General features: G+C 64.0%; 13 protein-coding genes and 1 pseudogene. 12 read left to right on the top strand and 2 right to left on the bottom strand.

Annotation, left to right across the window (positions count from 1 at the left end):
* Positions 1-31 precede the first annotated feature (31 nt).
* Entirely contained in the window at positions 32-337 is a 306-nt protein-coding gene (locus JJE66_RS22870; protein WP_200516746.1) for a hypothetical protein, read from the bottom strand.
* Between the two features lie 289 nt (positions 338-626).
* Here JJE66_RS22870 and cysS point away from each other — a divergent pair, with 289 nt between their 5' ends.
* From cysS to JJE66_RS22850, 4 genes are read left to right on the top strand one after another with little or no spacing between them, the layout of a single operon-like run.
* Positions 627-2,024 (top strand): cysteine--tRNA ligase, encoded by a 1,398-nt coding sequence (cysS, locus tag JJE66_RS22865; RefSeq protein ID WP_200516745.1) that lies wholly within the window; start codon positions 627-629, stop codon positions 2,022-2,024.
* Positions 2,024-2,515 (top strand): GNAT family N-acetyltransferase, encoded by a 492-nt coding sequence (locus JJE66_RS22860; RefSeq protein ID WP_200516744.1) that lies wholly within the window; start codon positions 2,024-2,026, stop codon positions 2,513-2,515. Before cysS ends, JJE66_RS22860 begins: the two co-directional genes overlap by 1 nt.
* On the top strand, positions 2,512-4,110 hold the full coding sequence (cimA, locus tag JJE66_RS22855) for a citramalate synthase (protein WP_200516743.1): 1,599 nt from the start codon (positions 2,512-2,514) through the stop codon (positions 4,108-4,110). The genes JJE66_RS22860 and cimA overlap by 4 nt, the downstream gene beginning before the upstream one ends.
* Before the next feature lie 48 nt (positions 4,111-4,158).
* Positions 4,159-4,536, top strand: a complete 378-nt coding sequence (locus JJE66_RS22850) for a VOC family protein (protein ID WP_200516742.1) — start codon at positions 4,159-4,161, stop codon at positions 4,534-4,536.
* Here JJE66_RS22850 and JJE66_RS22845 read toward each other — a convergent pair whose 3' ends face one another.
* Positions 4,537-5,142, bottom strand: a complete 606-nt coding sequence (locus JJE66_RS22845; protein ID WP_200516741.1) for a TIGR00730 family Rossman fold protein — start codon at positions 5,140-5,142, stop codon at positions 4,537-4,539.
* Positions 5,143-5,343: 201 nt separating this feature from the next.
* Here JJE66_RS22845 and JJE66_RS22840 point away from each other — a divergent pair, with 201 nt between their 5' ends.
* From JJE66_RS22840 to JJE66_RS22805, 8 genes and pseudogenes are all read left to right on the top strand, one after another.
* Positions 5,344-7,299, top strand: a complete 1,956-nt coding sequence (locus JJE66_RS22840; RefSeq protein ID WP_200516740.1) for an ABC transporter ATP-binding protein/permease — start codon at positions 5,344-5,346, stop codon at positions 7,297-7,299.
* A gap of 57 nt (positions 7,300-7,356) precedes the next feature.
* Positions 7,357-8,082: pseudogene (locus JJE66_RS22835) on the top strand (phosphatidylserine decarboxylase); the annotation flags it as partial.
* 77 nt (positions 8,083-8,159) lie between these two features.
* Positions 8,160-9,032, top strand: a complete 873-nt coding sequence (locus tag JJE66_RS22830) for a phosphatidylcholine/phosphatidylserine synthase (protein WP_200516738.1) — start codon at positions 8,160-8,162, stop codon at positions 9,030-9,032.
* Between the two features lie 121 nt (positions 9,033-9,153).
* Positions 9,154-9,873: an RraA family protein gene (locus JJE66_RS22825; RefSeq protein ID WP_200516737.1), complete on the top strand. Its 720-nt coding sequence runs from the start codon at positions 9,154-9,156 to the stop codon at positions 9,871-9,873.
* A gap of 14 nt (positions 9,874-9,887) precedes the next feature.
* Positions 9,888-10,712 carry an SDR family NAD(P)-dependent oxidoreductase gene (locus JJE66_RS22820; RefSeq protein ID WP_200516736.1) on the top strand — a complete coding sequence of 275 codons (825 nt, stop codon included), beginning with the start codon at positions 9,888-9,890 and terminating at the stop codon, positions 10,710-10,712.
* A gap of 213 nt (positions 10,713-10,925) precedes the next feature.
* Positions 10,926-11,699 carry a motility protein A gene (locus JJE66_RS22815; RefSeq protein WP_200516735.1) on the top strand — a complete coding sequence of 258 codons (774 nt, stop codon included), beginning with the start codon at positions 10,926-10,928 and terminating at the stop codon, positions 11,697-11,699.
* A 23-nt stretch (positions 11,700-11,722) separates the two neighbouring features.
* Complete coding sequence (locus JJE66_RS22810; RefSeq protein ID WP_200516734.1) at positions 11,723-12,550, top strand: flagellar motor protein MotB; 828 nt, start codon at positions 11,723-11,725, stop codon at positions 12,548-12,550.
* Positions 12,551-12,723: 173 nt separating this feature from the next.
* Positions 12,724-14,622, top strand: a complete 1,899-nt coding sequence (locus JJE66_RS22805; protein WP_200516733.1) for a potassium transporter Kup — start codon at positions 12,724-12,726, stop codon at positions 14,620-14,622.
* Positions 14,623-14,752: the final 130 nt, after the last annotated feature.

Here is a 14,752-nt window from a genome sequence, read left to right as displayed (position 1 = left end):
GGGTCCTAAGGTCCGCCAGTTCCGAGCGAATTCAGCGCTGGCAGGTGATTGCGACATATTCGTCGCAATGGCCTTGGGAGCAGTTTGCGCCGGATTTGGGGACAGAGCCGGTAATTTCGTCGGGATCGACCCGGCGGTAGGCGGAGGCCTGCGCAAAGTCTCGTGACTGGCAGTAGGTGCGGGCGACCTGCGCGCCGCATTTCTCGCCCTTGGCCAGGCACTGATCGACGCCATAGCCGTTCGCCTGGTTGGCGATGATGAACACGCGGGTCTCGGCGAAAGCGCTGGATGCCGAAAGGATGGAGGCGCAGGAAATGAGCGCGAGCAATGATCGCATGAAAACACCGGGGCAAAATGAAGGAACCGCCGGTTCCAAAATGGGCTCAAATAGTTAAGGATCATGAACCATCTTAACGAGCGGCGCGCTTTGCGGAGATAAAACGGCATTTTCGCGGCTCTCTTGACGCAAGCCCCCTTCGTGGCCCATATGTTCCGCATGAACGGTCTCCTCGCCATGTGTGGCATTTGCCGCGAGATTACGAGCTAGCGATTCGCTGGCTGGAGCCGTCTTTTCTCAAAACCATTGAGAGCCCTGGACGCCCGGCCAACAGCCGATGGGTATCCATATGGAATTGCGTCTTTACGATACGCTCGCCCGAGAAAAACGCACCTTCGTGCCGCTCGATGCGAACAATGTCCGCATGTATGTCTGCGGACCGACCGTCTACGACTTCGCCCATATCGGCAATGCGCGGCCGGTGATCGTGTTCGACGTGCTGTTTCGGCTGCTCCGCCATCTCTATGGCGAGGCGCACGTGAAGTATGTCCGCAACATCACCGACGTCGACGACAAGATCAACGACCGTGCCGCGCGCGATTTTCCCGGCTTGCCGCTGAACGAGGCGATCCGCAAGGTCACCGAGCAGACGGGACAACAGTTTCACGCCGACGTCGATGCGCTGGGCGCGCTCCGGCCGAGCGTCGAGCCGCGCGCGACCGAGCACATCGGCGAGATGCGCGAGATCATCGAAAGGCTCATTGCCGGTGGCTTTGCCTATGCCGCCGAGGACCACGTGCTGTTCTCGCCACAGGCGATGAACGCGGCCAATTCCGATCTGCCGCGCTATGGCGCGCTGTCGAAACGTTCGCTGGACGAGATGATCGCCGGCGCGCGCGTCGACGTGGCGCCCTACAAGCGCGACGCGACCGATTTCGTGCTGTGGAAGCCGTCGAAGCCGGGCGAGCCGTCATGGCCGTCGCCGGCCGGCATCGCCGCGCAGGGGCGGCCCGGCTGGCACATCGAGTGCTCAGCCATGGCCTGGAAGCATCTTGGCGAGCAGTTCGACATTCATGGCGGCGGCATCGATCTCGTGTTTCCGCATCACGAGAACGAGGTGGCGCAGACCTGCTGCGCCTTCCACCAGCAGCGCATGGCGAACTACTGGATGCACAACGGTTTCCTGCAGGTCGAGAGCGAGAAGATGTCGAAAAGCCTCGGCAACTTCGTGACCATCCACGAGCTACTCACGGACTGGCCGGGCGAGGTGCTGCGCCTCAACATGCTGAAGACGCATTACACCTCGCCGATCGACTGGACCATGAAGTCGCTGGAGGAGAGCGCCAAGACGCTGAACGACTGGTATCGCTTTACGGCTGACGTCGATCCGTCCAAGCCGGCTGTGCCCGTGGTCGAAGCTCTGCTCGACGACCTCAACACGCCGCAGGCGATCGCGGCGCTGCATGGTGTGCGCAATTCGTCCGATGCGGCCGGTCTTTCGGCTTCGCTGCGTCTGCTCGGTTTCCTGTCCGAGAGCGTCGCGCAGTGGGAAGGCCGGAAGCAGCAGGCGAGCGGCGTCGATGCTGGCGAGATCGACCGCCTGATTGCGGAGCGAACGGCTGCGCGGGCGCGAAAAGACTTCAAAGAGTCCGATCGCATCCGTGATGAGCTCGCCGCCAAGGGCGTCGTGATCAAGGACGGCAAGGATTCCGACGGCAAGCCAATGACGACCTGGGAGCTTGCGTGATGGCGCAAGCGCATCCCAAGCCGGGCTTGCGGCCGTTTTTGCCGGCCGACGTTCCGATGTTGGCCGCGATCTTCGCCGCCAGCATCGGTGAGCTCACGGGCGACGACTACAGCGAGGCGCAGCAGGAAGCCTGGATGGCGGCGGCCGAAAGCGAAGAATTCGGCAAGCGGCTCGCGTCTGACCTGACGCTGATCGCCACGCTGGAGGGCTCGCCCGTCGGCTTTGCATCGTTGCGCGGCAAGGATCACATCCGCATGCTTTATGTGCATCCGGCCGTGGTCGGGCAGGGCCTGGCGACGGCGCTCGTCGATGCGCTGGAAAAGCTTGCCGGCAGCCGCGGCGCGGAAAAGCTGACCGTCGACGCCAGCGATACCGCGCAAGGCTTTTTCGCCAAGCGCGGCTATATCGCCATGCAGCGCAACAGCGTCACCATCAACGACGAGTGGCTCGCCAACACCACCATGCAGAAGACGCTCGGAGCACCGCAATGAGCAAGGAGCGCCTCTATCTGTTCGACACCACGCTGCGCGACGGCGCGCAGACCAATGGCGTCGATTTCACGCTGACCGACAAGCAGGTCATCGCCGGGATGCTCGACGAGCTCGGCATCGACTATGTCGAGGGCGGCTATCCCGGTGCCAATCCGCTCGACACCGAGTTTTTCGGTAGCAAGCCGAAGCTCAACCATACGCGCTTCACCGCCTTCGGCATGACGCGGCGGGCAGGGCGCTCAGTCTCCAACGATCCTGGCGTCGCCGGGCTCCTGGAAGCGAAAGCGGATGCGATCTGCTTCGTGGCGAAGTCCTCCGCGTATCAGGTGCGCGTCGCGCTGGAGACGACGAAGGAGGAAAACCTCGCCTCGATCCGGGACAGCGTCGCGGCCGCAAAGGCTGCCGGCCGCGAAGTCATGCTCGACTGCGAACATTTTTTCGACGGCTACAAGGAAGATGCGAGCTTCGCGCTCGCCTGCGCCAAGGCCGCCTATGAGGCCGGCGCGCGCTGGGTCGTGCTGTGCGACACCAATGGCGGCACCATGCCGAACGAGGTCGAGGCCATCGTCACCGAAGTGACAAAACACATCCCCGGCGATTATCTCGGCATCCACGCCCATAACGACACCGAGCAGGCGGTGGCGAATTCGCTCGCCGCGGTGCGCGCCGGTGCGCGGCAGATCCAGGGCACGCTGAACGGCCTCGGCGAGCGCTGTGGCAACGCCAATCTCTGCTCGCTGATCCCGACCTTGAAGCTGAAGCAGGAGTTCGCGGACGCTTTCGAGATCAGCATTACGCCGGAAAAGCTCGCCACCCTCGTCAAGGTCTCGCGCACGCTCGACGACATGCTCAACCGCGTGCCGAACCGGCATGCGGCCTATGTCGGCGAGAGCGCCTTCGTCACCAAGACCGGCATCCACGCCTCCGCCGTGATGAAGGATCCGCAGACCTATGAGCATGTGTTGCCGGAGACGGTGGGCAATCACCGCAAGGTGCTGGTGTCCGATCAGGCCGGCCGTTCCAACGTCATGGCCGAGCTCGACCGCGCCGGCATCGCCTATGAGAAGAGCGATCCGAAGCTGACGCGGCTGGTCGAGGAATTGAAGGAGCGCGAGGCTGAGGGCTATGCCTATGAATCGGCCAACGCCTCGTTCGATCTTCTCGCGCGCCGCACGCTCGGCAAGGTGCCGCATTATTTCGAAGTCGAGCAGTTCGACGTCAATGTCGAGCAGCGCTACAACGCACTCGGGGACCGGGTCACCGTTGCGCTCGCCGTGGTCAAGGTCGACGTCGCCGGCGAGCATCTGATCTCGGCGGCCGAGGGCAACGGCCCCGTCAACGCGCTCGACGTCGCGCTCCGCAAGGATCTCGGCAAGTATCAGAAGTACATCGAGGGCCTGACCTTGATCGACTACCGCGTCCGCATCCTCAATGGCGGTACCGGCGCGGTCACGCGCGTCTTGATCGAGAGCGAGGACGAGAACGGCGAGCGCTGGACCACGGTCGGCGTGTCCCCGAACATCATCGACGCCTCGTTCCAGGCGCTGATGGATTCGGTGATCTACAAGCTCGTGAAGTCGGGCGCGCCGGCGTAAGGACCCACGATCGCTGCCATACCCCGCGAAAGCGGATGGGGGTATTATATGATCGACCACATCTCCGTCGGCGTCAGCGAGCTCGAACGCGCCGCAAAGTTCTACGAGGCCACGCTCGCCGCCCTCGGGCTCACCCGTCTGGTCACGCGGCCGCGAACGGTCGGCTTCGGCAAGGCCTATCCGGAGTTCTGGATCAATCTGCGCGAGGGCATGCAGCGCGTGCAGCCGGAGAGCGGTGTGCACATCTGCCTGCGGGCAAAGTCAATCAGCGAGGTCGACGCATTTCATGCCGCCGCGCTTGCAACTGGCGGCGCATCCGATGGCGCGCCGGGTATCCGCCCGCACGATCGCGTGCGCTATTACGCGGCCTTCGTCGTCGATCCCGATGGCAATCGGATCGAGGCGGTGACGTTTCCGCAGGAGTGATTACAGCTTGCGCGCGATTTCCGGGGCGAGCTGCTTTTCCGCCTCGGCGATCTGCGCCACGGCGGACTTCAGCTTCGGCAGGATATCCTCGACGCGATCGGCCTTGATGATATCGACCGACAAGCCGGCGCGGATGAATTCGGTCTGGCGCATGTGCGACAGCAACGAGAACAGCGGCTCCCAGAAATTGTCGATATTGGCGAGCAGCACCGGCTTGGCGTGGCGGCCGAGCTGCTTCCAGGTCAACTGCTCGACCAGCTCCTCCAGCGTGCCGACGCCGCCCGGCAGGGCCACGAAGGCGTCGGAGCGCTCGAACATCAGCCGCTTGCGTTCGTGCATGTCGGGGGTGACGATCATCTCCTGCACACGGGTCAGCGCATTCTCGCGCTTCCGGAGGAATTCGGGAATGATGCCGGTGACGGTGCCGCCGTGATCGAGCACAGAGGTGGCGACCGAGCCCATCAGGCCGAGCGAGCCGCCGCCGTAGACCAGGCGGATGTTGTTCTCGGCGAGGGCCTTGCCGAACGCCTTGGCGCCTTCGGTGAAGTGGGGGTTGGTTCCGGGACCGGAGCCGCAATAGACACAGACGGTTTTGATCGTGCTCATTGGTGCCATGATGCATTGCAGCGAAGGGGCGTCAAGCCCAATCGGTGATTCGGACCATCCGCAAATCTACCGGTAAATGGCGACGAACAATCGAAGATTCGCCATCTGGCGGGGTGCGCTGGCCCGCGGAAGCTTCTATATGACGAGCGAAAACAGTTAATCGCAACGCGCCCGCATCCGGCGGGCCTTCCAGGCTTCCTGATGAACCCACCTCATTCGCCAGATGTCCCCGACGTGCCGGAGCCTACCAGCGGACCGCTGGAGCGGGCGACCCTGATGGGCACGCTGGCGCATCTGTGGCCCTATATCTGGCCCGGCGACCGCTTCGACCTGAAGATGCGGGTGGTCTGGTCGATGGTGCTGCTGCTCGCGGCCAAGCTGATCACGCTCACGGTTCCCTTCAGCTTCAAATGGGCGACGGATGCGCTGACTGGCGCCAACACTGCGCCGGTGCAGCCCGACAATTGGCACCTCTGGGTGATCGCGTCGCCTCTGCTTCTGACTGCGAGCTACGGCGCGATGCGCATCGTGATGGCGGTGCTGACGCAATGGCGTGACGGCATCTTTGCCCGCGTCGCCATGCATGCGGTGCGCAAGCTCGCCACCATCACCTTCATTCACATGCACGAGCTCTCGCTGCGCTTTCACCTCGAGCGCAAGACCGGCGGCCTGACGCGTGTGCTCGAGCGCGGGCGCGAGGGCATCGAGGTCATCGTGCGCATGGTGATCCTGCAGCTGATCCCGACCATCGTCGAGGTCTCGCTGTTGCTGGCGGTGCTGCTCTGGCAGTTCGACTGGCGCTACGTGCTCGCGACGCTCATCACCGTCGCAGTCTACATGTACTACACCTACATCGCGACCGAGTGGCGGATCGGCATCCGCCGCAAGATGAACGATTCCGACACCGAGGCGAACACCAAGGCGATCGACTCGCTGCTCAATTACGAGACCGTCAAATATTTTACCGCCGAGGCGCGCGAGGCGGAGCGCTATGACCGTTCGGTCGCGCGCTACGAAGAATCGAGTGTGAAGGCCTATACCTCGCTCGCCGTGCTCAACACCGGGCAAGCCGTGATCTTCACGCTGGGGCTGACCGCGACCATGCTGATGTGCGCGAACGGGGTGCGCAACGGCACCAACACGGTCGGCGATTTCGTGCTGGTCAACGCCATGATGATCCAGCTCTACCAGCCGCTGAACTTCATGGGCATGGTCTATCGCGAGATCAAGCAGGCGATCATCGACATCGAGAAGATGTTCGGCGTGCTCGGCCGCGAGGCCGAGATCGAGGACGCTCCGGATGCGAAGCCGCTGGTGGTCTCCGCCGGCAGGGTGCGGTTCGAGGACGTGCGCTTTGCCTATGAGCCGACGCGGCCGATCCTGAAAGGTATCAGCTTCGAGGTGCCGGCCGGCAAGACGGTCGCGATCGTCGGCCCGTCCGGCGCCGGCAAGTCGACGATCTCGCGGCTGTTGTTCCGCCTCTACGACATCTCCGGCGGCAAGATCCTGATCGACGACCAGGACATCCGCGAGGTCACGCAAGGCAGCTTGCGCGCTTCGATCGGCATGGTGCCGCAGGATACCGTGCTGTTCAACGACACCATCCGCTACAACATCCGCTATGGCCGCTGGGACGCTGGCGATGCCGAGGTCGAGGAAGCGGCGCGACTGGCGCAGATCGATCATTTCATCCGCCTGTCGCCGAAGGGCTATGAGACTCAGGTCGGCGAGCGTGGCCTGAAACTGTCGGGCGGCGAGAAGCAGCGTGTCGCGATCGCGCGCACCGTGTTGAAGGCGCCGCCGATCCTGGTGCTGGACGAGGCGACCTCGGCGCTCGACACCCACACCGAGCACGAGATCCAGGGGGCGCTCGACCGCGTGGCCAAGAACCGCACCTCGCTGGTGATCGCGCACCGGCTCTCGACCATCGTCGGGGCCGACGAGATCATCGTGCTCGACCAGGGCCGTATCGCCGAGCGCGGCACCCATGCCAGCCTGCTCGCGCAGGGTGGTCTCTATGCCAGCATGTGGAACAGGCAGCGCGAGGCCGAGGCCGCGCGCGAGAAACTCGCCAGGATGGCCGACTCGCGCGAGGCCCCCAATCGGGAGCCGCCGCCGGTCGAGGACGTCCTCACGGCGCAGGCGGCCGCGGAGTGAGCTTGTCTCCGGTCCCAACTCTAGCCTAAACAACTCCACCGCGCGAGACGACCCGCGCCAACAACCCCTGAGCGGCAGATAGCGATGTCCATTCTCGATTCGATCCAGCGTCAGATCCCGCCGATCCACAAGGAGGGCTATCCCTTCATCGGAGGCTTTGCGCTGGCCAGCCTCGTCCTGTTCTGGCTGTGGTCACCGCTCGGGTGGATCGGCACGATTCTGACGGTGTGGTGCGCACTGTTCTTCCGCGACCCGGTGCGGGTCACGCCGGTGCGTGACGGGCTCGTGGTGTCGCCGGCCGACGGCCGGGTCTCGATGATCACGATGGCGCTGCCGCCCGCCGAGCTCGGACTCGGCGACCGGCCGCTGCCGCGCATCTCGGTGTTCATGAGTGTGTTCAACTGCCATGTGAACCGCAGCCCGGTGGCAGGCAGGGTGGACCGCATCGCGTATCGGCCGGGTCTGTTCATCAACGCCGAGCTCGACAAGGCGAGCGAGGACAACGAGCGCAATTCGCTGGTGATCTCGACGCCGCAAGGTCGCATCGGCGTGATCCAGATCGCGGGGCTCATAGCCAAGCGCATCGTCTGCTTCGTCAAGGAAGGGCAGGCGGTCGGCGCCGGCGAGCGGTTCGGTCTGATCCGCTTCGGCTCGCGGCTCGACGTCTATCTGCCGGTCGGCACCAAGGCGCTGGTCTCGGAAGGCCAGACCGCAATCGCCGGCGAGACGATCCTGGCCGACCTTGCCGGAGACGACCCGGCCCGCGCGTACCGGGCCAATTAACCATTAAGTCGAGGTTCCGCCGCAATGGCGGAGGGGAAGACGGCTTGCTATATCTCGCTGTGAGGTAAGGACGAGCCATGACGCCTTATGATTTGAGAGATCCCGACATTCGCCGCCGGCGGTTCCGTCCGATCCCGGTGCGGATGCTGGTGCCGAACGTCATCACGCTGCTGGCGATCTGCGCCGGGTTGACAGCGATCCGGTTGTCGATCGAAGGGCGGATGACGCTTGCGGTCTACGCCATCGTGTTCGCAGCCGCGCTCGACGGCATCGACGGCCGCGTTGCGCGGCTGATCAAGGGCCAGTCCAAATTCGGCGCCGAGCTCGACAGCCTCGCCGACTTCGTCAATTTCGGCGTCGCCCCCGGCCTGATGCTGTATTTCTGGCAGCTGCACGAGCTCGGCAATGCCGGCTGGATCGCAGCGATGGTGTTTGCGATCTCCATGTGCCTGCGGCTCGCGCGCTTCAATGCCACGCTGGACGATCCGAACAAGCCGGCCTTCGCCGCCAATTTCTTCACCGGCATGCCGGCGCCGGCCGGCGCGATTACCGTGATGCTGCCGATCTATGCCGCGTTCCTGGATCTGGGGCGCTGGCCTGCGGCCCTGACGGCCGGCTACACGCTGCTGATTGCCTTCCTGATGGTGTCGCGGCTACCGGTGTTCTCCGGCAAGAGCATGCGCATGCGGGTGCCTCCGGAGCTGGTGCTGCCCGCCTTCGTCGCGGTGGTCTTCTTCATCGCGCTTCTGATCAGCTATCCCTGGTACGTGCTCTCGATCGGTACAGTGCTGTATCTGTTGTGCCTGCCGCTCGGCTACAAATCCTATCGCGATCAGGCGCGCGCGCTCGAAGCCACGGCGCCCGCGAGCGGCGACGTGCCGTCGCCACCCTCGGCGCCGACATTGGCGAATTTGTCCGAGCCGCCGCAAGACGATCGCCGGCTGCACTGAGCGGCTGCCTGCGGATATCTGCCATGAGAGCTTCCTGAGTTGGGTTGAGACCCGATCTCGGCTATATCGCCCTGTGCCGGCGGCATCGCCTTAATCAGCCGCCAATCTGGGAGAGAACGCCGTGACCGATTCCGCGACCGGGCCGCTGCCCGCTTCCGTCCTCGAAGCGCTGGGCCGCTATGATACGCCGACGATCTGCAATGCCATGGAGATCGTGGCGCCCGAGCGCCGGCTGATCGGCTACACCACCAAGCCGTTGGTCTGCCCGTTCCCCGATCTGCCGCCGATGGTCGGCTATGCCCGCACGGTTGCGATCCGCTCGGTGTTGAAGTCGTCGCTTCCGGCTGAAGAGCAGTCGAAGCGCCGCATCGACTATTACGAATATGTCGGCACCGGCTTTGGGCCGCGCATCTCGGTGATCCAGGACTTAGACGGCCCCGACGTCGGCTATGGCGCGTTCTGGGGCGAGGTGCAGAGCAACGTGCACAAGGCGCTGGGCTGCCTCGGCGTCGTCACCGACGGTTCGATCCGCGACACGCCGCAATGGGCCCCCGGCTTCCAGGCGCTGGCCGGCTCGATCGGCCCGTCGCATGCCTGGGTGCATGCCGAGAGTTTTGGCGGCCAGGTGCGCGTCGCCGGCATGACCGTGAAGTCGGACGATCTGATCCATGCCGACCGGCACGGCGCCATCGTGATCCCGCTCGACGTCGCCGCAAGGCTGCCCGAGGCCGCGGAGCTCTGCGGCCGCCGCGAGGCGCCGATCCTCGAGATCGCGCGCAGCCCCGACTTCTCGCTGGAGAAGCTCAAGGCCGCGCTGAAGCGCTCGGCGGAGATCCACTGAGGGGAGAATACACCATGGACATGCGCGGCAAGACGGTGCTCATCACGGGCTCGACTGATGGCGTTGGGCGCTATGTCGCAAGCCGCCTTGCCGCCGAGGGCGCGCGCGTCCTGATTCATGGCCGCGACGCCGCGCGGGCGAAAACGCTGATCGACGGGATCGTGAAGGCCGGCCACAACGCGCCGACCTTCTATCAAGCCGATCTGTCGTCCATGGCAGGCACACGCGAGCTTGCCGCCGCCGTGCTCCACGATCACAAGCGCCTCGACGTCTTCGTCAGCAATGCCGGCATCGGCTCGCAGAACGACGGACCGCAACGCCAGGAGAGTCGCGACGGTCATGAGCTGCGCTTTGCCGTGAACTATCTCTCCGGCTTCCTGCTCGCGCATTTGTTGCTGCCGCTGCTGGAGGCGGCCGCGCCCTCACGCATCGTCAATGTCGCCTCCCTCGGCCAGCATCCTATCGATTTCGACGACGTCATGATTACGAAGGGCTATAGCGGCTCGCGCGCCTATGCGCAGAGCAAGCTGTCGCAGATCATGTTCACGATCGATCTCGCCGCGGAGCTGAAGGACGCCGGCATCACCGTGAATTCGCTGCATCCGGCGACCTATATGAACACCACGATGGTGCGCGCCGGCGGTATCACGCCGATGTCGACCGTGGAGCAGGGTGGTGCTGCGATCCTGCATCTGGTCGAAGGCGACGACGTCGCGGGCAAGAGCGGTCTGTTCTTCAACGGCATGAATGAGGCGCGCGCCAATCCGCAGGCCTATGATGTCGACGCACGCAAGCGCCTGCGCGCGCTCAGCCTCGAGCTGACAGGACTTTCGTCCTGACGCGCCTCATTTATGGTTAGCAAAGCGTTGAGATTGATGTCGTGAGACGGCAAAGCCGCCGTCCTTTCGGCACACCACGCCGCTCCGTCGCACCAGCTGAACTTAACCTTTACGCGGCTTTAAGGGCGCCGCTCTAGGGTTTCCAACGCGGTTCGGGGTTGGACCGCGCCACCGGCCAGGATGGCCGTTGTTGCGTTCGCTTTGGAGACTCCCATGGATATTATGACGGGCGCCGGCCTCGTGGCGGGCCTGATCGTCATCGCGACGATGGTGTTTCTGGGCGGCGATCTGCACATGTTCATCAGCGATCATGCGGCGATTATCATCTTCGGAGGATCGTCCGCAGCGACCATGATCCGCTTTCCGCTCTCGGTGCTGGCGCACGGCCTGCCGCTCGGCCTCAAGTTCGCCTTCACGATGAGCCGACTGTCGGCGCACGATCTGGTCGACGAACTCGCCCGCATCGCTGAGATCGCCCGCAAGCAGGGCCCGGTCGGCCTGGAGAAGGTCGAGACCGACGAGCCCTTCCTCGCCAAGGGCATCCGCTACGTCGCCGACGGCTACGACCTCGATTTTATCAGGGACAATCTGGAACGCGACCGTGACAATTTCCTGTTGCATCTCAACGAAGGCAGCAAGATCTACCGCGCCGTCGGCGACTGCGCGCCTGCGTTCGGCATGATCGGAACGCTGATCGGCATGGTGCAGATGTTCTCGAACATGTCGGATCCCTCGAAGCTCGGCCCGTTCATGGCGACCGCCCTGCTGGCAACTCTCTACGGTGCGTTGGTCGCGAACCTGCTCTGCCTGCCGATCGCCGACAAGCTGCACGGCAAGCTGATCGACGAGGAGACCAATCGCACGCTGATCATCGACGGCATTCTGATGATTCGCGACTCCAAGAGCCCGACTTTGGTGCGCGAAATGCTGTTGGCCTATCTGCCCGAGAAGCATCGCCACGCCGAAGGCGAGCCGGTTCCGGCGTAACGCCGGACGCCGGGATCTGACCCATGGCAAAGAAAAAACGCGAAGAAGCACACGGCGGCCATGGCTGGTTCGTGACGTTTGCCGATCTGATGGCCTTGCTGTTGGCGTTCTTCGTGATGCTGGTCGCGTTCTCCACCCAGGACGCAGAAAAGTTGAAGATCGTCGCCGGCTCCATGCGCGACGCCTTCGGCGTCCAGACCGAAGCGCGCTATTCCGGCATCATCGAATCCGATGGGCTGCCGACACGCGCGCGGCTGAAGAACGTCGACCACATCCAGCCCGAAGAATCCTCCAACACGCCGACGCCGGACCAGGAGGATCGCGACCGCACGTCGGGCGCGAAGCTGAAGGTTGATCGCAATTTTGCGCTCGCCGCCGCCTCTCTGCGCCAGGCCTTGCAGGACATGCCGGAACTGACCGAGATGTCCAAGCACATCATGTTCGAGGAGACCAAGCAGGGCCTCAACCTCGAGATCGTCGACCAGGACGGCCGCTCGATGTTCGCTGACGGCTCCAAAGTGCCCTATGACCGCACCCGCCGCCTGATCGAGAAGCTCGCGATCCCGCTCAAGGCGACCCCCTTGCGCGTCTCCATCGCCGGCCACACCGCGGCCGGCTTCGTGCCGACCCGCAGCGATTACGGCGCCTTCGACCTGTCCGCCGACCGCGCCAACGCCGTGCGCCAGATCCTCGAGCGCGAGGGGCTGCCACCGGCCCACGTCTTCGCCGTCTCCGGTAAGGCCGACACCCAGCCGCTCTTTCCCGACGATCCATCGCTCGCTGCCAACCGCCGCGTGACCATCACCCTGATGCGTGAAGATCCGCCGTTGCCGCCGAACTTGAAGCCGTAAATCCCTTGCGCTACCATTTTACCTGAGACCTATCGTCGCGACGGCGACGAACGTGGCCGCACCGTCACAGCTTCTCGCTTGGCACCTGCTATGGTGGCGTGCCGATTGACAGGCGCGCCGGAAGCGTCGAAAGGCGCCGGATCAATTCCAGGGACGAAGCGTTCTCCACCCTCATGACGGCGAGCATCACATCGACCGAGACCCAGGAAGGGCCGGTCACCTCCGGTTTTTGGGCCCTTACGCTCGGGAGCATCGGCGTCGTTTTCGGCGATATCGGGACCTCGCCGCTCTACGCCTTCCACGAGGCGGTCAGGGGCGCGGCGCATGGCGCGCCGGTGACGCGGATTATGGTGCTCGGCGTGCTGTCGCTGATCCTGTGGGCGCTGCTGATCGTCGTCACCGCCAAATACGTGCTGCTGCTCCTGCGCGCCGACAATAACGGGGAGGGCGGCACGCTCTCCTTGATGGCGCTCGGCCAGCGCGCGCTGGGCCGACGGAGCTGGTTCCTGCTCGCGCTGGGGGTGGTCGGCGCCTCCATGTTCATCGGTGATTCCATGATCACGCCCGCGATCTCGGTGCTGTCGGCGGTCGACGGCCTCAAGCTCGCGACGCCCGCGTTCGAGCACTATGTCGTGCCGCTCACGGTGCTGATTCTGGTGCTGCTGTTCGCAGTCCAGAGCAAGGGGACTGCGCTGGTGGCGTCGGCCTTCGGGCCAGTGATGGTGATCTGGTTTACCGTGCTGGCGGTGCTGGGCGTCATTCACATCGCCGACGATCCGTCGGTGCTGGCCGCGATCAATCCCTATTATGCACTGCAATTCCTGCTGTCGCACGGCACGATCGGCCTGGTGACGCTCGGTGCCGTCTTCCTCGCCGTGACCGGCGGCGAGGCGCTCTATGCCGACCTCGGCCATTTCGGCCGCAAGCCGATCCAGTCGGCCTGGATGTTCTTCGTGCTGCCGTCGCTGCTGATCAATTATTTCGGGCAGGGCGCGCTGGTGCTGTCCGACCCAAGCGCGATCGAGCACTCCTTCTATCGCATGGTGCCTGAACATCTGTTGCTGCCACTGATCGGCCTCGCGACCGCGGCGACCGTGATCGCGAGCCAGGCGGTGATCACCGGCGCCTATTCGCTGGTCTATCAGGCGGTGCAGCTCGGCCTCTTGCCACGGTTCGAGGTGCGCTACACCTCCGAGACCCATGCCGGCCAGATCTATCTGCCACGCGTCAACCGGCTGCTGCTGATTGGGGTGATGCTGCTGGTGCTGTTGTTCCACACGCCGAGCAATCTGGCGTCGGCCTATGGCATTGCGGTCTCCACCACCATGGTCGCCGACGGCATCATGGGCTTCGTCGTGATCTGGAAATTGTGGAACTGGCGCGCGGCAACCGCCGCGGCCGTCATCATGCCCTTCGTCCTGGTCGACATGAGCTTCTTCAGCGCCAACCTGCTCAAGCTGCTCGAGGGTGCCTGGGTGCCGCTGCTGTTTGGAGCTGCGATGGCGGGGACGATCTGGACCTGGCGGCGCGGCTCGGGAATCCTGATCCAGAAGACGCGACGGATCGAAGTGCCGCTGGACGATCTGATCCGCAGTCTGGAGAAGCGGCCGCCGCATATCGTCAAGGGCACGGCGGTGTTTTTGACCAGCGATCCGGCCTTCGTGCCGACCGCGCTGTTGCACAATCTCAAGCACAACAAGGTCCTGCACGAGCACAATGTGATCCTAACCATCGAAACCGCGCACACGCCGCGTGTCGATCTGTCCGACCGCTTCCGGATGGAGAAGATCAGTGAGAAGTTCTCAAAGGTCCGCTTGCGCTTCGGCTTCATGGAGCAACCGAACGTGCCCAAGGCGCTCGCGATCGCGCGCAAGCAGGGCTGGCAGTTCGACATCATGTCGACCTCGTTCTTCGTGTCGCGGCGGTCGCTGAAGGCCTCGGCGCAATCGGGCATGCCGCTCTGGCAGGACCATCTGTTCATCGCGCTCAGCCGGTCCGCCAACGATGCCACCGACTATTTCCAGATTCCGACGGGGCGGGTGGTTGAAGTTGGGACCCAAGTCACTATTTGAACGCAATCGGTGGACCCATGCAAAATTTGCATACCGAGGGCCCAAAATCGGGCTAGGCTATGTCAGCAGCGCAGGACTATAAGCCGCGCGCTCTTCCGCCGTTGTGCAGTGAAGCATTTTTAGAGGCCTC

Source organism: Bradyrhizobium diazoefficiens (assembly GCF_016612535.1).
Taxonomy (GTDB): domain Bacteria; phylum Pseudomonadota; class Alphaproteobacteria; order Rhizobiales; family Xanthobacteraceae; genus Bradyrhizobium; species Bradyrhizobium diazoefficiens_C.
Note: the sequence above shows the minus strand (reverse complement) of the source record. Positions and strands in the feature narration are given on the sequence as shown.

Coding starts and splice junctions, on each gene's coding strand:
- JJE66_RS22870 (WP_200516746.1), bottom strand. CDS start 337: ATGCGATCATTGCTCGCGCTCATTTCCTGCGCCTCCATCCTTTCGGCA.
- cysS (WP_200516745.1), top strand. CDS start 627: ATGGAATTGCGTCTTTACGATACGCTCGCCCGAGAAAAACGCACCTTC.
- JJE66_RS22860 (WP_200516744.1), top strand. CDS start 2,024: ATGGCGCAAGCGCATCCCAAGCCGGGCTTGCGGCCGTTTTTGCCGGCC.
- cimA (WP_200516743.1), top strand. CDS start 2,512: ATGAGCAAGGAGCGCCTCTATCTGTTCGACACCACGCTGCGCGACGGC.
- JJE66_RS22850 (WP_200516742.1), top strand. CDS start 4,159: ATGATCGACCACATCTCCGTCGGCGTCAGCGAGCTCGAACGCGCCGCA.
- JJE66_RS22845 (WP_200516741.1), bottom strand. CDS start 5,142: ATGAGCACGATCAAAACCGTCTGTGTCTATTGCGGCTCCGGTCCCGGA.
- JJE66_RS22840 (WP_200516740.1), top strand. CDS start 5,344: ATGAACCCACCTCATTCGCCAGATGTCCCCGACGTGCCGGAGCCTACC.
- JJE66_RS22830 (WP_200516738.1), top strand. CDS start 8,160: ATGACGCCTTATGATTTGAGAGATCCCGACATTCGCCGCCGGCGGTTC.
- JJE66_RS22820 (WP_200516736.1), top strand. CDS start 9,888: ATGGACATGCGCGGCAAGACGGTGCTCATCACGGGCTCGACTGATGGC.
- JJE66_RS22815 (WP_200516735.1), top strand. CDS start 10,926: ATGGATATTATGACGGGCGCCGGCCTCGTGGCGGGCCTGATCGTCATC.
- JJE66_RS22810 (WP_200516734.1), top strand. CDS start 11,723: ATGGCAAAGAAAAAACGCGAAGAAGCACACGGCGGCCATGGCTGGTTC.
- JJE66_RS22805 (WP_200516733.1), top strand. CDS start 12,724: ATGACGGCGAGCATCACATCGACCGAGACCCAGGAAGGGCCGGTCACC.